The organism is Mesorhizobium sp. WSM3862 (assembly GCF_002294985.1).
In the GTDB taxonomy this organism is placed as follows: Bacteria; Pseudomonadota; Alphaproteobacteria; order Rhizobiales; family Rhizobiaceae; genus Mesorhizobium.
In genome coordinates, this window is the sequence record NZ_NSGE01000011.1 from 40,978 (window position 1) to 60,774 (window position 19,797).

General features: G+C 64.6%; 14 protein-coding genes. 4 read left to right on the forward strand and 10 right to left on the reverse strand.

The features are described 5' to 3' along the window. Positions 1-91 precede the first annotated feature (91 nt). Positions 92-4,057, reverse strand: a complete 3,966-nt coding sequence (locus CK224_RS26230; protein WP_095783793.1) for an AsmA family protein — start codon at positions 4,055-4,057, stop codon at positions 92-94. Between the two features lie 88 nt (positions 4,058-4,145). After that, positions 4,146-5,558, reverse strand: a complete 1,413-nt coding sequence (locus tag CK224_RS26235) for an FAD-linked oxidase C-terminal domain-containing protein (protein ID WP_095783794.1) — start codon at positions 5,556-5,558, stop codon at positions 4,146-4,148. Positions 5,559-5,723: 165 nt separating this feature from the next. Here CK224_RS26235 and CK224_RS26240 point away from each other — a divergent pair, with 165 nt between their 5' ends. Together CK224_RS26240 and CK224_RS26245 are read left to right on the forward strand one after the other, a co-directional pair. Continuing rightward, positions 5,724-6,209, forward strand: a complete 486-nt coding sequence (locus CK224_RS26240) for a thioesterase family protein (protein WP_095779017.1) — start codon at positions 5,724-5,726, stop codon at positions 6,207-6,209. Between the two features lie 145 nt (positions 6,210-6,354). Further along, the gene (locus tag CK224_RS26245; protein WP_066990849.1) at positions 6,355-6,570 is read left to right on the forward strand and encodes a hypothetical protein; all 216 of its coding nucleotides are present in this window, start codon (positions 6,355-6,357) and stop codon (positions 6,568-6,570) included. On the opposite strand, the gene CK224_RS26250 is transcribed toward CK224_RS26245, so the two are convergent. After that, positions 6,556-7,032, reverse strand: a complete 477-nt coding sequence (locus CK224_RS26250; RefSeq protein WP_095783795.1) for an Lrp/AsnC family transcriptional regulator — start codon at positions 7,030-7,032, stop codon at positions 6,556-6,558. The two genes, CK224_RS26245 and CK224_RS26250, sit on opposite strands and share 15 nt — an antisense overlap. 88 nt (positions 7,033-7,120) lie before the next feature. Here CK224_RS26250 and CK224_RS26255 point away from each other — a divergent pair, with 88 nt between their 5' ends. Beyond that, positions 7,121-8,035, forward strand: a complete 915-nt coding sequence (locus CK224_RS26255; protein ID WP_095783796.1) for a DMT family transporter — start codon at positions 7,121-7,123, stop codon at positions 8,033-8,035. Between the two features lie 155 nt (positions 8,036-8,190). Here CK224_RS26255 and CK224_RS26260 read toward each other — a convergent pair whose 3' ends face one another. Both CK224_RS26260 and CK224_RS26265 read right to left on the reverse strand, forming a co-directional pair. After that, the gene (locus CK224_RS26260) at positions 8,191-9,093 is read right to left on the reverse strand and encodes a dienelactone hydrolase family protein (RefSeq protein WP_095783797.1); all 903 of its coding nucleotides are present in this window, start codon (positions 9,091-9,093) and stop codon (positions 8,191-8,193) included. A gap of 342 nt (positions 9,094-9,435) precedes the next feature. Continuing rightward, positions 9,436-11,748, reverse strand: coding sequence for a glucose/quinate/shikimate family membrane-bound PQQ-dependent dehydrogenase (locus CK224_RS26265; protein ID WP_095783798.1), 2,313 nt, complete (start codon positions 11,746-11,748; stop codon positions 9,436-9,438). A 182-nt stretch (positions 11,749-11,930) separates the two neighbouring features. Between CK224_RS26265 and CK224_RS26270 the strand changes: the two genes are divergently transcribed. After that, on the forward strand, positions 11,931-14,627 hold the full coding sequence (locus tag CK224_RS26270) for a UvrD-helicase domain-containing protein (RefSeq protein ID WP_095783799.1): 2,697 nt from the start codon (positions 11,931-11,933) through the stop codon (positions 14,625-14,627). Positions 14,628-14,669: 42 nt separating this feature from the next. On the opposite strand, the gene CK224_RS26275 is transcribed toward CK224_RS26270, so the two are convergent. The 5 genes from CK224_RS26275 to CK224_RS26295 all read right to left on the reverse strand — a co-directional run bounded on the left by CK224_RS26275 (position 14,670) and on the right by CK224_RS26295 (position 19,633). Continuing rightward, the gene (locus CK224_RS26275) at positions 14,670-15,722 is read right to left on the reverse strand and encodes an ABC transporter permease (RefSeq protein WP_095779023.1); all 1,053 of its coding nucleotides are present in this window, start codon (positions 15,720-15,722) and stop codon (positions 14,670-14,672) included. Continuing rightward, positions 15,722-16,516 carry an ATP-binding cassette domain-containing protein gene (locus tag CK224_RS26280; RefSeq protein WP_095783800.1) on the reverse strand — a complete coding sequence of 265 codons (795 nt, stop codon included), beginning with the start codon at positions 16,514-16,516 and terminating at the stop codon, positions 15,722-15,724. Before CK224_RS26280 ends, CK224_RS26275 begins: the two co-directional genes overlap by 1 nt. A gap of 84 nt (positions 16,517-16,600) precedes the next feature. After that, a complete protein-coding gene (locus CK224_RS26285; RefSeq protein ID WP_095783801.1) occupies positions 16,601-17,614 on the reverse strand; it encodes a substrate-binding domain-containing protein in 1,014 nt (337 codons plus the stop codon). 82 nt (positions 17,615-17,696) lie between these two features. Then, positions 17,697-18,602, reverse strand: coding sequence for a sugar phosphate isomerase/epimerase (locus tag CK224_RS26290; protein ID WP_176478030.1), 906 nt, complete (start codon positions 18,600-18,602; stop codon positions 17,697-17,699). Then, positions 18,602-19,633: a Gfo/Idh/MocA family oxidoreductase gene (locus tag CK224_RS26295; RefSeq protein ID WP_095783803.1), complete on the reverse strand. Its 1,032-nt coding sequence runs from the start codon at positions 19,631-19,633 to the stop codon at positions 18,602-18,604. Before CK224_RS26295 ends, CK224_RS26290 begins: the two co-directional genes overlap by 1 nt. Between the last annotated feature and the right edge of the window lie 164 nt (positions 19,634-19,797).

Sequence of the window (19,797 nt, forward strand, 5' to 3'; positions counted from 1 at the left end):
ATCCAGCGCTGTCCTTCGCGACGTCTTGGGTGTTTTGTTCGCCCGCGATTCCGGGCGGAACCGCTATGCAGTTTTCCTGGAATAATGGGTTTCAACCGCCGTCCAGCGACTTCAGGAGGTTGTCGATCGTGAACGGATTGGACTTGGGCTTCGGCGGCTCTGGAACGGAACCGTCGTTGACGCCGGGAAGCGACCGGTCGACTTTTGGCGCCTGCTCAACCGCCCTGCGTTCAGCTTCCAGCCTCGCCTGCTCGGCACGCTTGCGATCCGCCTCGGCCTGGGCTTTCGCGGCTGCGGCCTGTTGCTCGGCCTTTGCCTTGGCATCGGCTTCCGCCTTTGCTTGCGCATCAGCCTCGGCCTTGGCGCGCGCCTCGGCCTCGGCCTGAGCCTTGGCGTCGGCTTCCGCTTTTGCCCTTGCCTCTTCTTCCGCTTTGGCTTGCGCCTCGGCTTCTGCCTTCGCTTGCGCCTCCGCTTCGGCTTTCGCCCTGGCTTCAGCCTCGGCTTTCTGCCGCGCCTCTTCCTCTTGCCGGCGCCGTTCCTCGGCCGCCCGGTCGCGCTCCGTCTGCAGCGCAGCGTAGTAGCGCACCTCGCGCCGCAGCCTCTGCTTCTCGAGCAGCGCCGCCTGCATCGCCTCGACGCGCTGCTGCTCCTTCTCCAACGCGCGCTGGGTCAGGAACTGCGCCAGCGGCGCGCTGTCGAACTGGAGCGACGTCGCCCCGATCTGGCCTGCAAGGCTGAAGTTCACAGCCGGTTCGGAGCCGACCAGCGCCTCGTCGCCCGGTCGATAGGTGATCGCCCCCTTGGCGGCCACCGTGCTCGCATCGAGGTCGGCGGTGACGTCCGCAGACAGCGTCGCCGCCGGATTGTCGAGGCTGATCGGCGGCGCCCGCAGCGTGCCATTGGCAACTGTGAAGGGGATATCGGTATTGCCGGCCTCGAAACTTCCCTGTCCGGCGATCTCAGGCGCGAAGCCGGCGGTCTTGGCGGCATCAATGTCGCGTCCGATTGAATCGGCCTTGGCGATGACGGGGGCAAAGGCATCGGGATTGATGCCGGAGATGGCCAGTCCCTTCAGCGCCGCCGTGCCGGACCCTGACAGGGCGGCGATCATCGCATCGACAGACTTGCCGCTGGTCGACAGCGCGGCCGAAATGTCGCCGCTGCCGCTGATTCCGGCGCCAGGCAGCACTGCGGCAAGATCACTGCCCGCCAGCTTCAATTGACCCGATAACAGGCCGGTGCCGTCCGTGTTCTTGAGCTCGAACAGGCCGGTCAGCGTGCCCTCATAGAGCTTGGCTTTGAGGTCCGAGACACGGATGCCTTCCCGGTCGAGCTTCAGCGACAGCGTCGCGTCATGCGCGGTCGCGAACGGTCCGGCGGCAAGGGCGGCCGTGTTGAGGTCGAGATCGGCGCTGAACGGCAGGGTCGATTTCCGGCTGAACGGCGTCGTCGGCCAGCCACCGTCCTTCCCGGCGAGGAAGGACTGGTCGCCGAACAACGAAACCGCCAGCGGATCGAGGTCGAGCTCATCGAGCGCCAGCGCGCCGGCAAGATGCGGCAGTCCGTCCTTCATGTCGGCGTTGACGTCGCCGGACACAGTCGCCTTGTTGACGGCGCCGCTGAGCCCGCTCAGCACCAGAAGCCCATTGCCGAAGTCGGCATCGCTGGCGAGCGAAGCCGACGTGCCGGTGCCCATGCCGGGCAGCCCGACACCTGTCGTCATCAGCCATGGCTCGATATCGGCGGCGTCGAGATTGACCTTGCCCTTGGCGGTGGCGCCTTGCTCTGTCTCGGCTATGGTCCCGTCAAAGCTCGCCCTGAAATCGTCGGCCGTCAGGTTGAAGCTGGTTGCCAGACCGCCGCCCAGCGAGCCTTTGGCCGTGATATCGGTGGTGGCCTGTCCAAGCATGCCGAGCGGCAGCGCCGGCAGGCCGTAGAGTGCAAGCAGCGTAGCGGCGTTCTCGTTCCTGGCATTGAAGGTGATCGACACCGGCGCATCGGGAAGCCGATCCCGCGTCCCCCTGCCCGAAAGCGAAGCCGAGAAGGCGGAACCGCCGGCCTTGCCTTGCGCGGAGAGCGCGAGTCCGGTGGTGCCGTCGCCATTGTCGGCGGCACTTGTCACCAGGTCGATCCGGGCGTCCTGGAACAGCTCCGGATAGGCAGCAACACGGGCAGCCAGGCCTTTCAGAACCTGATTGTCCGGATAATGCTGGGCTGCGACATCTATGAGCGGCTTGAGATCGACGGCCACCACGGATGCGTCGAGCTTGCCGGTCGGGCTTTCCGGAAAATCCTTGATGCGCCCGGTGGCGCTGATCGAGGCGCCGGCGAGCCCTCCGACCGAGAGCCGGTCGATCTCGAGCAGGCCCTTGCGCAGCCTCAACGCCGTATCAACTGTATCGGCGGTCAGCCCGGCGGCGCTGACCGGGCCCGCCTTGATTTGGAAATCGAGGTCGCGGTCGGAGAAGCGGTTGGCGCCCTTGTCGCTGACAAAGATCGAGGCGAAGGCCGCCAGCCCATCGACGTCGAGCTCGCCGCCCTCCAGCTGCATCAGCACCGAGGGCCTGGCGCCATCGGGCTGGCTGGAATCGATGCGGCCGGAAAATTTCGCCTTGCCGAGGATCAGCTCGAGGTCGCTGAACGACTGCCGGTTCTCGCTGAGATCGACCTTGGCCTTGAAGCCCGCCGCCGGCAGACGGCGGATCGCGTCGTCGACATCCTTCGACAGCCAGGCGGCGAAACCGGACGGCTGTCCGACGGCAAGCAGCAGGGATCCGGTGAAGCCGAAATGGTCCTCGACGTTCAGCATGCCGTCGGCTTCAAGCGTCGCCCGCCCGGGCAGTGTCGCGGCGAGCGACTTCACCGACCACCCGCCTTCGGCCGGCTCCGCCGAGAGCCGCACGTCGCGAACCGTGGTATCGCCCGCCACCACGGCCGGCAGCCTGACCTCGACCGTGCCCGGTATCGTCGGCTTCGGCATGTGCTGAAGCGTCTGCTCGAACGCCGCGATACGCTGGTCGAGCGTCAATCCGGCACCTGCGGATGCGCCCACCGCCTCGTCGAACTGCACCTGCGCGCCGTTCGCTTCGATCGAAAAATGCGGTTTCAGGCCGAGATCGACCGAGGCCTTGCCGCCGGCGGTATAGGGGTTGTCGAGCGGTCCGGTCTCGAAGCGGAATTCATCGACACCGAGCTTCTGATGGTCGAGCGCGAATTTGCCGTTCAGCCGGAAGCCGGGATCGGGCTTGCCGGCGCTGACCTTCACGGGCTCGCCGTCAGTGTCGCGCAATTCGGCCGAGCTCCTGTCGGCCTCATTCTTGTCAGAGGCCGAAACCTTGAACTGACCGGAATAGACCGCCGCGCCTTTGACGATGCCGGCGTTGCCGTCTGTCTCGATGATGAGCGGATAGGCATCCGGGTCGGCTTTGAGTCTGACCCGCATCTGGCCGTCGGCTTCCGCTCTGCCGGTTGAGGCCGAGACTTCCGCGCGCAGGCCGTCGAAGCGCAGCGAGCCGTCCATCCGCCATGGACCGGCGAGCGACTTTGCCGAAACGGTCGAGTTGATCTCGGAGATAAAATGGCTGCGCCCGCCGGCGGCATGGCGCAATTCGATCTGCCCTTCGGTCACCGTCAGCTTCTCGATCGCGATCTGTCCGGGATCGAAGGGCGTCGACGGCCGAATCGCCCAGTCGACCGTGCCGTCGCCGGCAACATCGATGGTCGCCTTCGGATGCACCAGCCGCATGTCGAAGATCAGCAGTTCGCCGCGCAGGAACGGCGCCAGCTCCGCGTCCATGGAGAAGGTCTCCATCGTCATCGCCGGCTGTCCGCCAGGGCCGCCTGCGACCTCGACATTGGAGAAGGTCACCGAAGGGAATGGCAAGAGTCGCGCGGTCGCGTCGCCTTTCACGGTCACCTTGCGGCCGAGGATGGTGCTCGCCTCGCGCTCGAAATCGGCGCGGTAGCCGGTCCAGTCGATGAAATACGGCACCACCAGCGCCGCGCAAAGCACCAGCACGAACAGGCCACCGAAGATCACGAACAGGCGAGCGAGCATCGGCTCCAAAGCCTAGGATTAAAGTCAGCCGCACTCTACCCGCATCCGCGCGGCGATAAAGAGGCAATTCGGCTGCAACCCTCGGCTTCTAGGCTCTCGGCAAGATCTTGCCGGGGTTCATGATGTTCAGCGGGTCGAGCGCCTGCTTGATGGTGCGCATGACGTCAACGCCATGGCCGAGTTCATGGCGCAGGAAGCTTACCTTGCCTTGCCCGATGCCGTGTTCGCCGGTGCAGGTGCCTTCCATGGCGATCGCCCGCATGTTGAGCCGCGCGACGAATTTTTCAGCGAGTGCGATCTCCTGCGGGCTGTCGACATCCATCAGCACCAGCACATGGAAATTGCCGTCGCCGGCGTGGCCGACGATCGGCGCGATCAGGCCCATTTCGGCAATGTCGGCTTCGGTCTCGGTGACGCATTCGGCAAGCCGGGAGATCGGCACGCAGACATCGGTCGAAAGCCCCTTGGCGCCGGGGCGCAGCGTCAGCGACGACCAGTAGGCGTCGTGCCGCGCCTTCCAGAGCTTCGTCCGCTCCTCGGCGACGCTGGTCCACAGGAATGGTCCGCCGCCATTCTCCTCGGCGATCATGCCGAAAGTCTCGGCCTGTTCGGCGACACCGGCGTCGCTGCCGTGAAATTCGACGAAAAGGCACGGGCTCTCGGGGTAGTCGAGCTTCGAATAATTCTTCATCGCCCGCATCTGCAGCGCGTTGACCAGTTCGATGCGCGCCACCGGGATGCCCATCTGAATGGTCGCTATCACTGCGTTGCATGCGGCCTCCAAGGTCGGGAACGGGCAGACACCGCCGGAGATCGCCTGCGGAATGCCCTGCAGCCTGAGCGTCAGTGCTGTGATGATGCCGAGCGTGCCTTCCGAGCCGACCAAGAGCCGCGTCAAGTCGTAGCCGGCCGAGCTTTTCTTTGCCCGCTTGCCGGTCGTCACTGCCTCGCCGTCGGCCATCACCGCCGTCAGCGACAGCACGTTTTCGCGCATCGTGCCGTAGCGCACGGCATTGGTGCCGGACGCCCGAGTTGCCGCCATGCCGCCCAGCGAGGCATTGGCGCCGGGATCGATCGGGAAGAACAGGCCGGTGTCGCGCAAATGCCGGTTGAGATCCTCGCGTGTCACTCCGGGCTCGACCGTGCAGTCGAGATCCTGCGGATTGACCGAGAGGATGCGGTTCATGCGAGAGGTGTCGATGGATATGCCTCCGCCCGGCGCATTGGTGTGGCCCTCGAGCGAGGAGCCGACGCCGAAGGCAATGACCGGCACACGATGCGCGGCGCAGGTGCGCACGATCTCCTGCACCTCCGGCTTGGTTTCGGCGAAGACGACGCCGTCCGGCGCCTGGGTCGGGATGTAGGTGGTGGTGTGCGCATGCTGGTCGCGGATCGCCTCGCCGGTCTGAAAACGCTCGCCGAACCGCTGCTTGAGGATGCCGAGCGCGGCGGCGATGCCTTCCTCGTTGCGCTCGACGGGGTTGAGGTCGCTCAAAGCCATGAATTCCTCCGCGAATGGACCAGCGGCCACTCTTGTAATGCAGCTATGGATGATGCCTAAAGCAATTCCAGGAAAAGAGTGAAGCGGTTTCCGTGCGGAATTGCGCCAGAACAAAAGTGAACCTCACCAGCCAGGCCCTGTCCAGCGACGATCAAGGAAAGCCAGATGACGATGCCCGCGCCGATCATTTCCAGCCCGATGGCGATCGAGAAGGACTGGATCGACTATAACGGCCATCTCAACATGGCCTATTACAACGTGCTGTTCGACCGCTGCTCGGACGAAGCGTTCGAGCTGATGGGTATGGGACCGAACTATGCCAAGGATCGCCGCCTCACCATCTACACCGCGGAAGTCCATGTCTGCTACGTGCAGGAGCTTCACCTCGACCACAAGGTGAAGGTCTCGTTCCAGCTCATCGACCACGACGAGAAGCGGCTGAGGGCCTATCAGGAGATTCGCCACGTCGATGGCTGGCTGGCCGCGACGTCCGAGCAGCTTGCGCTGCATGTCGACATGGCCGGGCCGAGGGTCGCTCCCTTCCCGGCCGATGTGATGGCACAGGTTGAAGCCATGCGCGCCGCCCACGCCGCGTTGCCGATGCCGGAGCGTGCCGGCCGTTCGATCGGCATCAAACGCAAGAGCGCTTGAAAACCCGCACACCCGCGTTAACCTTACCAAGGTTTTAACGTGAACAAGCCGATTGAGTCTGTTGAACGACTCAGTGGCGCGTTCGAAAACCGCCGCACCGGGTTTACGCGCGGGCGGCAGGCGGAATGCGGTGCGAGGACAGTGCATGAAAACCGACATCAAGGTCGAAGTGGAGCGGTTGGCGGCCGATCCGCGCATCACCGACTATGATTTCTGGCGATCGTTGAAGAACGTCAACAACGAGATCTTCCACATCGCCAACAACAACGAGCCCATCCCCTTCGACATGATCCGCTGGCGCGCGATTCTCAAGCAGGCGCGCATGAGACGGGGGCACACTGAGCCTTCAGCGCTCCCTTAAACTGCCAAGCGGCGAGCGCGCCTCGACCGGCGACGACTGTATGATGGCGGTGTTGGTCATCGCATAGGGAATAATTCTGTCGATCACCCGCTCCAATTCGGCCACCGAGCCGACATGCGCGAGCGCGATGAAGCAATCCTCGCCGGTCACTCGGTCGCATTGGGCGATTTCCGGCAGGTCGCGGATGATCCCGGCCACCACGGCAAGCTGCCCCGGCACCGGCCTGATTCGCAGCCATGCCGACAGCTTCATGCCGAGCGCCGCCGGATTGATCTTCACCGTATAGGCTTCGATCACGCCATTCTCGTGCAGCTTGCGAATGCGTTCCGCCACGCTCGGCGCCGAGAGCCCGACGGCGCGCGCCAGCTCCGCCGTGCTGGTGCGCGCATCCTTTTCCAGGAGTCGCAGGATTTTCAGGTCCGCCGCATCCAGCTCGCCATTTTCATTTCGAAGGCGTTTCAAATAATCATCTTTTCTTCAGAAGGTGAACGGCGATCGGAACCGTGCATCAACCATATAAGTCGCGAAGTTCGCCTGCGATAATGACCCTATGAATTCTGAAGCGCAAGTTCGTCCGACAAACCGGGCCGGCAGCGACACCGACGCTGCGCGCCCTGCCCTCGCCGGACTGGCCGATGCACTGCCGCCGCATGTCTGGTTCTGCGTCAGCGCGATCTTCCACTATCTCGGGCCGGCCTTCGCCGTGCTGCTGTTCGCTCAGGTCGGCGTGCTCGGCATGGCCTGGCTGCGCATCGCCACGGCCGCGCTCGTCTTCGCGCCGCTTACCAGGCCATGGACGGTTTTCGCGCGCGCCGACCGCTCGGCCCGCCTGCTGCTGTTGGCCTTCGGCGCCTGCCTGGCGGTGATGAACTGCGCCTTCTATCTGGCTCTCGACCGCCTGCCGATCTCGCTGGTCGCCGCGATCGAATTTGTCGGCACCATAGGCGTCGCGATGGTCGGCCTCAGAACCCCGCGCAATTTCGCGGCGCTCGCCATCGCTGTCGCCGGCACGTTGCTGTTGATCGATGTCAAATGGTCGAGCGATCCCGTCGGCCTGTTCTGGGCTTTTCTCAACGGCGCGCTGTTCATCGGCTATATCGTTTTGGGCCACCGCATCGCCCGGACAGGCCTCGGCGTCGCCGGCCTCGGCACCGCCATGGCGATCGCCTTCCTCGTCGTGCTGCCGGTCGGCCTCATCGAGGCGCTGCCAGCCTTCTCGGCGCCGCAACTGATGATCGCCGGTATCGGCGTCGGCATCTGCTCCTCGGTCATCCCCTACATTTGCGACCAGCTCGCCATGGCGCGGCTGCCGCGCGCGAGCTTCGCGCTCATGCTATCGCTCTTGCCGCTCACCGCGACCCTGATCGGCGTCGTCGTGCTCAGGCAGGTTCCGAGCCTCACCGATTGCCTCGGCATCGCGCTGGTTGTGGCGGGCGTCGCCATGCACAAGCCGGCGCCGGAGTGATCCGCCGCCGTCGAGGTGTGTTGAGATTCAGGTCAGGCCGAGCCGAGAATGGTGGATTCCGAGAACCAGAGCGGAGCGTACTTTGAAGTACGTGAGCACCGGAAGCGCAGGAAGCCGCCATTCGCAGGCCGGGCTCACCTGAATATCAACACACCTCAGGCCAGTTTCTCCTTAAGGAAGGCGAGCGTCCTCCCCCAGGCCAGATCGGCCGCCTTCTTGTCGTAGCGCGCGGCCGAGGTGTCGTTGTTGAAGGCGTGGTTGACGCCGTCATAGACATAGACGGTGTATTCGATATGCGCGGCGTCGAGCGCCTTCTTGTAGGCGTCGATGCCGGCATTGATGCGCTCGTCCAGCCCGGCATAATGCAGCAGCAGCGCCGCCTTGATCTTCGGCACATCCTCGGCCTTCGGCTGCATGCCGTAATAGGCGACGCCGGCGCTGAGGTCCGGCGCATTGACGGCGAGCGTGTTCACCGTGCCGCCACCCCAGCAGAAGCCGACCGCGCCGACCTTGCCGTTGCTGTCTTGGTAAGTCTTGAGATAGGCGACCGTCGCTACGCCGTCGGCCGCGACTTGGGCAGCATCGAGCTTGCTGAACATGTCGCGCGCCTTGTCCTCGTCGGCGGGAGTGCCGCCGAGCGGCGACAGGAAGTCCGGCGCCAGCGCGACGAAGCCTTCCAGCGCCACGCGCCGGGCGACGTCACGGATATGCCCATTGAGCCCCCGGTTCTCATGGACGACGATCACCGTGCCGAGTTTGCCGGACTGATTCGCCGGCTTGACCAGATAGCCCTTCATCTCGCCGCTGCTGCCGGGATAGGTAATGTCCTCGCCCTTCACCCTCGGATCGTTCTCGGCGACGATCGCCGCCTTGGCCGAATTCGCAGCCAGCATCGGCGCGATCGCGGCGGCCGCGGCGCCCGATCCAGCGAGCCGAGTCAATTGCTCCATGAAGCGCCGCCGGTCGAGCGTCAGATGCGTATATTCGTCATAGGCATCGATCATCGCCTGAGTGATGATGGGCTGTGTGACGACAGGCTTGGCGACAGGTTCGGTCATGGCTCTCCTCGACGACTGTTTGACGCGCAAGATAGGGTTAGAACGCGCACGGTCCAGTCATCCGCCGGCGACAACGGCACTCGACCCGAACTTCGACCATGACGATTGCCGGTGGCTTCCGCATCCATCACATTTTAGTCATTCCGAAAAAGTTGATGGTGCTGTCACGGTGGGACGGAAAACTGCGGAGCGGCCCCGCCCGGTCCGAACGGCAAAAAGGGGAATGCCGGGAACGTGATGGCCTCCGGCGTAGCGGCTGGCTGAGGCGGCGCTTGCTGTCGTCGCTGCAGGCGCTTGGCCACGTGCTCGGCGAAAAAGGCCGGCGCGATTGGATGTCCTCGTCTACTTGGGCAGCGTGTAAGCCATCACATAATCGCCCGGCTTGGTACCGACCGAGCCGTGGCCGCCGGCGACGATGACCACGAACTGGCGGCCGTCGGCGACGGTGTAGGTCATCGGTGTCGACTGGCCGCCGGCCGGCAGCCTCGCGCGCCAGAGCTGCTTGCCCGTCGTAAGGTCATATGCGCGCAGATAGTCGTCGACCGCGGCCCCGAGGAAGGCAACGCCACCGGCCGTGATCATCGGCCCGCCGATGCCTGGAACGCCGACCTTGAGCGGCAGGGGCAGCGGCGTCATGTCGTAGACGGTGCCGTTGCGATGCTTGTAGGCGATCTGCCCGGTCCTCAAGTCGACGCCGGCGACATAGCCCCAGGGCGGCGCCTGACAGGGAATGCCGAGCGGCGACAGGAATGGCCCCATCACCACCGCGTAAGGCGCGCCCTCATTGCGGTTGAGCCCCTGCTCGCTGCCCTTGGTGTCGCCGGGCGGCGGCACGTCCGCGCGCGGAATGAGTTTCGACGTGAAAGCGAGATAAGTCGGCATGCCGAACATCACCTGCCGCACCGGGTCGACCGCGACCCCGCCCCAGTTGAACACGCCGAAATTGCCGGGATAGACCAGCGTGCCCTGCAGCGAGGGCGGCGTGTAGCGTCCCTCGTAACGCAGTGTCTTCAGTTCGATCCGGCACGCCAGCTGATCGAACATGGTGATGCCCCACATGTCGGCGCCGGTCAGCGGCTTCGGGTTGAACGACAGGTCGGACGACGGCTGCGTCGGCGAGGTATGGTCGCCTTCGATCGCTCCGCCCGGTGCCGGCACTTCCTTCACCGGAATGATCGGTTCGCCAGTGCGCCGATCGAGCACATAGAGATCGCCCTGCTTGGTCGGCCCTACCAGTGCCGGCACCACGCCGCTCCCCGTCGTGATGTCGACCAGCGTCGGCTGCGCCGGCACGTCCATGTCCCACAGGTCGTGATGCACGGTCTGGCGCACCCAGCGCAACTGTCCGGTGTTGAGGTCGAGCGCGGTGATCGAGGAGGAGAATTTTTCGACATTGGCGCTGCGGCCCATGCCGAGCTGGTCGGGCGTCTGGTTGCCGAGCGGCAGGTAGAGCAGGCCAAGCTTCTCGTCGGCGCTCGCCGTTGACCACATGTTGGGCGAATTATTGGTGTATTTCTGCCCCGCCGGCAGCGGCGTCGTCTGATCCGGTTTGCCGGAATCCCAATTCCACAACAGCGCGCCGGTGCCCGCGTCATAGGCGCGGATGACGCCCGACGGCTCCTCGGTCGAATAATTGTCGTTGACCGCGCCCCCAACGATGATCTTGCCGGCGAGGATGAGCGGCGCTGAGGTCGAATAGTAATAGCCCGACTTCGGAAAGGGCATGTTGGCCATCAGGTTCAGCGTGCCGCCTTCGGCGAAGGACGGACAAACTTGCCCGTTCGCGGCATCGAGAGCGATCAGCCGGGCGTCCGAAGTCGGCAGGTAGATGCGTGCCGCGCAGGGCTGGCCCGCCGCGATCTTCGCATCGGCGTAATAGGAAACTCCGCGGCAGGTCTGGTGCTGGCGGTTGGGATCGAGCTTGATCTTCGGGTCGTAGCGCCATTTCTCCTTGCCGGTCGCGGCATCGATGGCGATGGCGAAATTGTGGGGCGTGCAGATGTAGAGCGCATCACCGACCTTGAGCGGCGTTACCTGATAGGTCGTCTCGCCGATGTCGTCCGGACCCTTCATGTCGCCGGTGCGATAGGTCCAGGCCGGCTGCAGCTTGGCGACATTGTCCGGCGTGATCTGAGCGAGCGGCGAGTAACGCTGGCCGAACGGCGTGCGGCCGTAGAAATGCCATTCGCCCGCCGGCATGTCGCCGCCGAGATTGGCCGTCGGCGTCACCTTATCGGTGTTGAGCGTGCCGCCGATGTCCTTCGGATCGGCGGTCATCGAATAGCCGGCCACTGCAAGCGATGCGAGCACCGCCAGGATGAGCGGAGCGCGTCCGTCCGGACCGGTGAATCCCCGCCTGGCCCATGGCGTCAGCAGCCAGAGCGCGATGAGAACGATGATGCCGCCGCGCGGGCCGAGCTGCCACCAATCAAAGCCGGTTTCCCACACCGCCCAGCAGAGCGAAGCGAGCACGATCGCGGCATAGAGCCAGAGCCCTGTCGATCTGCGGCGGAAAACGAGCCAGGCGGTGATCAGGAAGGCCAGTCCGGCAATCAGGTAGTACCAGCTGCCACCCAACGTCACCAGCCAGATGCCGCCGCCGCCGAGGAACAGGCCGATAAGCAAAAGGACGAGGGAGGTGATGGTGACAGCCAAGACGATACTCCTTCGACTGTTGCGCGCTTGCGGCGCCTCTGAGGCAACGGCTTGCCGTCCCTGCCCTGTTGGCAGCTTTCTCTCGCAAGTTGCGCCTGTCAAGGCGGCCCCGAACAGGAACAACTAGAACAAAACGGAGACACTTCTGGCCTTTCGCTGCCGAATCACTACATTCGGGGGCGATGTCCGGCTTTTCGGAAGACATGCCCTTTTTTGACGAACCGAATGCGCGGCCCGCCGCCCCATCCGGTCTTGCCGCGCGCGCCATGGCCGCACGCAACGCGCAGAACCGTGCGCCCGATTATCTGAACGGCCTCAATCCCGAACAGCGGCTCGCTGTTGAAACGACCGAAGGCCCGGTTCTGGTGCTGGCCGGCGCCGGCACCGGCAAGACGCGGGTGCTCACCACGCGAATCGCCCACATCCTTGCCACCGGCAGGGCCTTCCCCTCGCAGATTCTCGCCGTCACCTTCACCAACAAGGCCGCGCGCGAGATGAAGCAGCGCATCGGCTTGCTGATCGGCGAGCAGAATGTCGAGGGCATGCCCTGGCTCGGCACCTTCCACTCGATCGGGGTCAAGCTGCTGCGCCGCCATGCCGAGCTTGCCGGATTGAAATCCGATTTCACCATCCTCGATACCGATGACGTGGTCCGGCTGATCAAGCAGCTGATCCAAGCCGAAAGTCTGGACGACAAGCGCTGGCCGGCCAAGACCTTCGCGCAGATGATCGACAACTGGAAGAACAAGGGCCTTGGCCCCGACGAGATTCCGGAAGGCGACGCGCGCAGCTTCGGCAACGGCAAGGGGCGCCAGCTTTACAAGGCCTATCAGGAACGGCTGCAGACGCTGAATTCCTGCGACTTCGGCGATCTCCTCTATCACCCGATCCGCATCTTCCGCGCCTATCCGGACGTGCTGAAGGATTATCACCGCAAGTTCAAATACATCCTGGTCGACGAGTACCAGGACACCAATACCGCGCAATACATGTGGCTGCGCTTGTTGGCGCAGAGGCCGCAATCCTCCCCCCTTGAGGGGGAGGTGTCCGCGAAGCGGACGGAGGGGGTCGCCGCGGAAGGCGCCGCCCAGTCATCAGGCGCCGGAGCGTCGAGCACTGCCGCGAGGACCCCTCCCGACCGGGCTTCACCCGGCCACCCTCCCCTCAAGGGGGAGGGAAACCGACGTCAATCCACTGTCAACATTTGCTGCGTCGGCGACGACGACCAGTCGATCTATGGCTGGCGCGGCGCCGAGGTCGACAATATCCTGCGCTTCGACAAGGATTTTCCCGGCGCCACCATCATCAGGCTGGAGCGCAACTACCGCTCCACCGCGCATATACTAGGTGCGGCTTCGCATCTCATCGCCCACAATGAGGGCCGCTTCGGCAAGACGCTGTTCACCGACCGCAATGACCCCGAGGACGACAAGGTGCATGTCCATGCCGCCTGGGATTCGGAGGAAGAGGCGCGCGCCATCGGCGAGGCGATCGAGGCCTACCAGCGGCAAAAGCACAACCTCAACGATATGGCGATCCTGGTGCGCGCGTCCTTCCAGATGCGCGCCTTCGAAGACCGCTTCATCACGCTCGGCTTGAGCTACCGCGTCATCGGCGGTCCGCGCTTCTATGAACGGTTGGAAATCCGCGACGCGCTGGCCTTCTTCCGCGTCGTCGCCAACAGCGGCGACGACCTTGCCTTCGAGCGCATTGTCAACGTGCCGAAGCGCGGGCTCGGCGAAGCCACCATCCGCCAGATCCACGACACCGCGCGCGCCATGCAAATCCCGATGCTTGAGGCCGCGGCGACGCTCGCCGAAAGCGACGAGTTGAAGCCGAAGCCGCGCGCCGCGCTGCGCGAGGTCGCGGCCAATTTCGAGCGCTGGCAGAAGGCGCTGGAGACCACGCCGCACACCGAGCTCGCCGAGACCATCCTCGAGGAGAGCGGCTACACCGACATGTGGAAGAACGACCGTTCGGCGGAAGCGCCCGGGCGGCTGGAGAACCTCAAGGAACTGATCCGCTCCATGGAGGAGTATGAATCCCTGCGTTCCTTCCTCGAGCATGTCGCGCTGGTCATGGAGGCCGAGCAAGGCGAATCGCTCGATGCGGTCTCGATCATGACGCTGCATTCGGCGAAAGGGCTTGAATTCGAGACCGTATTCTTGCCCGGCTGGGAGGAAGGTCTGTTCCCGCATCAGCGCGCGCTGGACGAAGGCGGCCGCTCCGGCCTCGAGGAAGAACGCCGCCTCGCCTATGTCGGCCTGACGCGCGCGAAAAAGAACCTGCACGTCTGGTTCGTCTCAAACCGCCAGATCCACGGCCTGTGGCAATCGACCATTCCGTCGCGTTTCGTCAATGAATTGCCGGAAGCCCATGTCGATGTCGCCGATGGCGGCAATTCCTATGGCGGCTATGGCAACCCCTATGGCGGCGGCTCCTTCGCCTCAGGCCGCGGCGGCGGCCGGCAGAATCCCTACGGCGCCTCGCGCTTCGACAATATCGGCGCGGAAAAATCCGGCAGCTTCTCCAACACCTATGCGACACCCGGCTGGCAGCGCGCGCAGGCGAACCGCACCGAAGCGACCGACCGCAACTGGGGCACACGCTCCGGCCACCAGGTCGAACGCATCGGCTATGGCGAGACTGACAGCGGCTATGGCGCCGGCCGCACCTCGGTGAAAGGCCGCACCATCGAAGGCGAGCTGGTCGCCAAATCGGTCGCCGACACACCTTCGCCATTCAAGCTCGGCGACCGCGTCTTCCACCAGAAATTCGGCAACGGCAATATTGCCGCCATCGACGGCAACAAGCTGACCATCGACTTTGACAAGGCCGGCCAGAAACGTGTGCTGGACGGGTTTGTCACCAGCGTTTGAGCGGCGGCCGCCAACGGATTACCGTCCGAAAACCGCAGCCTCTCAGCGATACCGCGCCTGGTTCCATTTGTGGCCGAGCAGGGACAGGATGATGATCAGCCCGTTGAAGAACTGCACGTAGAAGCCGCTGAGGCCCGCGGCGACGACGCCGGTCTGGATGAACGACACGGTGACCGCGCCGATCGCGCCGCCGACCACTGTACCGATACCGCCCCAGGTCGGCGTGCCGCCGACGAACACCGATGCCAGCACCGGCAGCAGGTAGCCGTCGCCCGCCGTCGGCCACCAGGTGAAGTTGATCATCACCGAGAAGGTTCCGGCGATCGCCGCCCCGATGCCGGTGAAGACGAACACCTTGACCCGGACGCGCTGAACGTCGATGCCCATTTGCTTGGCGCTGTCCGGATTGTCGCCGACCACCTTGACCTGGGCGCCGAAGCGGTGGCGGTTGTAGAGCAGCGCCGAAAACACGACGAAGGCGATCGCCCAGAAGATCTGCACCGGGATGCCCCAGAGCTGGCCGGAGAAGATCGCGTAAGCTGAGCTGTCGGCCAGACTGGTCAGCGCCGTCGACTTGCCCTCGTTGATGATCTGGATCAGCCCGCGCAGCAGGAAGTTCATGCCGAGCGTGGCAATCAGCGACGACAGGCCGCCATAGACCACCAGCGATCCGACCAGGAAGCCGAGCAGCGTGCCGGTGAGAAGCGCCGCGGCGATGCCGAGGAACGGATCGTAGCCGGCCTGCACGACGATCGCGAAGGCCCATGAGGCGAAACCCATCGTCGCCGGGAACGACAGGTCGATCTCGCCGCAGGTGACTACGAAGACCAGCGGCACGACAACGAACAGCGCGACGGGAAGCGTCGTCAGCACCGAGCTGTAAAGATACCAGGTGGTGAAGACGGTCGGGTTGGCGATCATGAAAATCGCCATCATGACGATGAACACGGCGAGCGTGCCTAGCGCCGCGCGGTTGTCGAGGACGAAGCCGCGCAGCCAGTGATCGGAAGGATGACTCCACTGCTTGCCTGATTCTGTCGGGCCGCTTGCCCTTCCCAGAGGTGTTTGCAGATCGGGTTCCATGGCCTTGCTCATCACGCTCTCTGCTCCGCTCCGCCCGTCTCGTGTAGCCCTGGCAGGCCACCCGGATGCGCGATCTCTTCCATGAAGTTGATGAGGTCGTCGGCTGACTTGACCTCGCTGCGGTCCGCCGTCAACGCCACCTTGCCGCGGTCGAGCACCACGAAGCGGTCGGCGATGTCGAAGACATGATGAATGTTGTGGCCGATGAACAGGATCGAGCGGCCGCTCGCCCGCACCTGGCGCACGAAATGGAAGACCTTGGCGGTCTCCGTCAGCGACAGCGCCGTCGTCGGTTCGTCGAGGATGATCAGCTCCGCCTGCTTGTAGATGGCCCGCGCGATCGCCACGCCCTGACGCTCGCCGCCCGAAAGCTGGCCGACGATGGAATGCGGCGTGAACACTTTCGAGGTGAAGCCGATCTCGCGCATCAGCCGGCTTGCCTCCTCGATCTCCTTGTTGACCTTCAGCCAGCCGAGAAAGCCGCTCAGCTCGCGACCCATGAAGATGTTGCGCACGATCGTTTGCTGCACGGCCAAAGCCCGGTCCTGGAACACCGTCTCGATGCCGGCGTCGCGCGAGCGGGCGGCACTCCATCCGGTCACCGGCTTGCCGCGCACGAGGATGTCGCCGCTGGTCGGCTTGACCACGCCGGACAGGATCTTGATCAGCGTCGACTTGCCGGCGCCGTTGTCGCCGATCAAGCCGACCACCTCGCCGCGGTCGACGCTGAGGTTGACGCCGCCCAGCGCATAGACCTGACCGTAGGATTTCTTGATGTCGCGCAGTTCGATGATGCGTTCGCCCATGCGATCCTCGCTTCCAATTGTGTTATCGGCCGCTTGCCGGCGATCCGGTCGGCCGGGCCCAACCCCGACCGACCGCCTGGGAGGTCAACGCAGCGCCTGCTTGGCCAGCTCGGCGACGATCTCGTAATTCTGCGGCGTGACGAAGCCTGCGCCGGTATCGACGTTCATCGGCGCCAGACCAAGCACCACCTGCTGGCAAAGGCTCAAGATCGGCAGATAGCCCTGCAGGAAAGGCTGCTGGTCGGCCGTCAGTTGCACCCAGCCGCCCTTGAAGCCTTCGACGATCTGCGGGCTGGTATCGAAGCCGAAGTTGAAGATGTCGCCGGGCTTGCGTCCCGCCGCCTGCATATAGGTGGCGACGTTGCCGAGCATCTGTCCGCCGGGATAGCCGACCGCCTTGACGTCGGGGTGGTTGAGCAGAGCCGCGGTGATCACCGGAATGGCGAGGTTCGGGTCGGACGCCCATTCGCCGCTCGGCGGCGAGGACAGCTGGATCACCTCGACGCCCGCCTCCTTCAGCGCCGCGACCGTGCCGCGCTCGCGCGCGCCGCGATTCTCGTTCTCGAACGGGCCGATCATGATCGCCTTGTCGCCGGCCTTGAGCTTGCCGAGCTTGAACGCCTCGGCGCCGAGCGCGCGGCCCTGCTGCTCCTGCTGCGCGCCGACATAGCCGCCGCCGAACGCTTCCACCACCTTCGGCACCGGCACGTTCTGGTACATCATCTTGATGCCGTCCTTATGCGCCTGCTCGGCCAGCGGCATGATCGCGGCATCGCCCGGATGGCCCATCATGGCGATGCCTTGCGGCTTGACCGCGACCGCCTCGCGCAATTGCTGCACCATCTTCTCGACATCCCACTGGGAGAAGATGTAGTCGACCTTCGGCCCAAGATCGGCCGCCGCCTGCTTGGCGCCATTGTAGACGATGGTGCCGAAGGCGTCGCCCTCGGCGCCGCCGACGAAGAAGCGGATATGGACGTCCTTGCACCATTGGGCGTCAAGCGCCTGTGCCGGCAAGGTGGAGATCGAGGCGCAGAGCGCCGCGGCAGCCGCCACGACGGTCGAGCGCAGAACAGTCCTTCTGGTCGTGATGCTCATGCACGTTCCTCCCTTTTGGTCCCTCATGATCAAGGTCTTCAACAATTGCTCGGATCGGCTGGCTCCTCCCGCCGGCCGGCATTCAAGTCGGATTGGGCAGGTAGCTGCTCCCTCCCCGGCATTGCTTCAGATAGTCCAGCGCCCGCACCTGACCGGTCATCTCGAGGTCGCCGCGATAGACCGGGTCGTGCCAGCCTTCGATGTCGATGGCGCCCTTGTAGCCCGCCAGCCGCAATTCGCTGATCACCCGCGTCCAGTCGCTGTCGCCGAAGCCGGGGCTGCGCATCTGCACGAAAGGCAGGCTGCCGAACACGCCGTGCTCGCGGATCACGTCCCAGCGCACGGTCGCGTCCTTGCCGTGGACGTGGAAGATACGCGGCGCCCATTTGCGGATCTGCGGAATCGGGTCGATCAGATAGACGAGCTGGTGGCAGGGCTCCCATTCCAGCCCGAGATTGTCGTCGGGCAATTCGTTGAACATCAGCTCCCAGGCGTCCGGGTTGTGGGCGATGTTCCAGTCGCCGCTCGCCCAGTTACCGTCCATGGCACAGTTCTCGAAGGCGATGCGCACGCCCTTGTCGGCGGCGCGTCTGGCCAGCGGCCCCCAGACCTCGCGGAAACGGGGCAGGCTATCGGTCAGCGGTTTGCCGCGCAGCCGGCCGGTGAAGCCGCAGACCATCGTGGTGCCGAACAGATGTGCGTTGTCGATGACGGTCTCCCACGCCGCGAGCACGCCGCGGTCGACCTCGCCGTTCTCCAGCGGATTGCCGAACACGCCGATCGATGAGACGGCGACGTCCGCATCGCCGATCGCTTCGCGGATTTCGCCCGCCAGGCGCTTTAGGTCCTTGCCGCCCAGCGTCTGCCAGAAAAAGGGCTGGATGCTCTCGAAGCCGAGCGGCAGGATCTGTTTCACATAGGCGGCCGGGTCGTCGAGATTGGCTCGCACCATGGTGCCGATCCTGATGTCGAGAAGCGGGTTCGGCATCACGGCGTTTCCTTTGCGATTGCGACGCGGCGTCCGGTCTCTGCGCTTTCGATGGCGCCAAAGACCATGGCTAGGCTTTTGATGTTGTCGGTGCCGCGCGTCTCCGGTTCGGTGCCGGTCTCGATCGCGCGCATGAAATCCTGGATGATGCCGAGATGGCCGTCGACTCTGTCGGCCGCGTCGAGCGCCGGCACCTCGATCGACTGGGTCTTGTCGATGATACCGTCGCGGCCGGACGCAACCACCTCGGCCTTCAACCCGTCATGCCCGTCCCACAACAGGCTGCCGCGCTCGGCGACGATGCGCCAGCTGCCTTCCCAACTCGTGCGGAAACCGTCCGCGCACCAGGAGCCGGCATAGGTGAAGACCTTGCCGCCGCCGAAATCGAACACCGCGCTGGCCGACGAGCCCTGACGGTACCAGGAATTGGCCGGCTCCCACTCCTGGCAATAGACGCCGGCCGGTTCGCCGGCGACCATATAACGGGCGGCGTCGAACGTGTGGATCGCCATGTCGAGCAAGAGCACGTGGCGCATCTCCTCGCGAAAGCCGCCGAAATGCGGCGCGACGAAGAAGTCGGCGTGGATGCTGGTCGGCGCGCCGATGGCGCCGGAGGCCAGGAACCGCCTGATCCGCCTGACATTGGCGACGTAGCGCCGGTTCTGAACCACGGCATGGACGCGCCCCGCGCGGCGCGCCGCTTCGATGATGGCGCGCGCATTTTCTGGGCTGTCGGCAAGCGGCTTTTCGGTGAGCAGATGGCAGTTATGGGCAAAGGCTGAAAGCGCGACCTGGCGCCGCGCAGCAGGAACCACGACATCGAACACGGCATCGGGCCGGGTCTGATCGAGAACGGCATCGAGGCTGGTGCCGATGACGGCATTGGGGAGCTCGTACTCGCGCGCCCTCGCCTGCGCCCGCTCGGCATCGAGATCGACAAGGCCGGCAATGGCAAGCCCGTCGATCTGCCTCGCGGCATCGAGCCACTGCCTGCTCATGGCTCCGCACCCGACCAGGACGACCTTCATCATCCAGCGCTCCTCCTCCGCTCGGCCCCTCCAGGCCGAGTGTCACGGCATTTCCGGCTTTACCGTAAACGTTTTTCCGTAAACGTTTACGAGAACACACCCGATGGCGTAGAATGTCAATCACCTGCTCGCGAAAATCGACATGCACTGCTTGGCCTGAAGGACGG

Bases quoted from the DNA above. Each gene is read 5' to 3' on its own strand.
- CK224_RS26290 (WP_176478030.1), bottom strand. From the start codon at position 18,602: ATGCCGAACCCGCTTCTCGACATCAGGATCGGCACCATGGTGCGAGCC.
- CK224_RS26260 (WP_095783797.1), bottom strand. From the start codon at position 9,093: ATGACCGAACCTGTCGCCAAGCCTGTCGTCACACAGCCCATCATCACT.
- CK224_RS26295 (WP_095783803.1), bottom strand. From the start codon at position 19,633: ATGATGAAGGTCGTCCTGGTCGGGTGCGGAGCCATGAGCAGGCAGTGG.
- CK224_RS26240 (WP_095779017.1), top strand. From the start codon at position 5,724: ATGACGATGCCCGCGCCGATCATTTCCAGCCCGATGGCGATCGAGAAG.
- CK224_RS26275 (WP_095779023.1), bottom strand. From the start codon at position 15,722: ATGAGCAAGGCCATGGAACCCGATCTGCAAACACCTCTGGGAAGGGCA.
- CK224_RS26280 (WP_095783800.1), bottom strand. From the start codon at position 16,516: ATGGGCGAACGCATCATCGAACTGCGCGACATCAAGAAATCCTACGGT.
- CK224_RS26285 (WP_095783801.1), bottom strand. From the start codon at position 17,614: ATGAGCATCACGACCAGAAGGACTGTTCTGCGCTCGACCGTCGTGGCG.
- CK224_RS26245 (WP_066990849.1), top strand. From the start codon at position 6,355: ATGAAAACCGACATCAAGGTCGAAGTGGAGCGGTTGGCGGCCGATCCG.
- CK224_RS26235 (WP_095783794.1), bottom strand. From the start codon at position 5,558: ATGGCTTTGAGCGACCTCAACCCCGTCGAGCGCAACGAGGAAGGCATC.
- CK224_RS26270 (WP_095783799.1), top strand. From the start codon at position 11,931: ATGTCCGGCTTTTCGGAAGACATGCCCTTTTTTGACGAACCGAATGCG.
- CK224_RS26255 (WP_095783796.1), top strand. From the start codon at position 7,121: ATGAATTCTGAAGCGCAAGTTCGTCCGACAAACCGGGCCGGCAGCGAC.
- CK224_RS26230 (WP_095783793.1), bottom strand. From the start codon at position 4,057: ATGCTCGCTCGCCTGTTCGTGATCTTCGGTGGCCTGTTCGTGCTGGTG.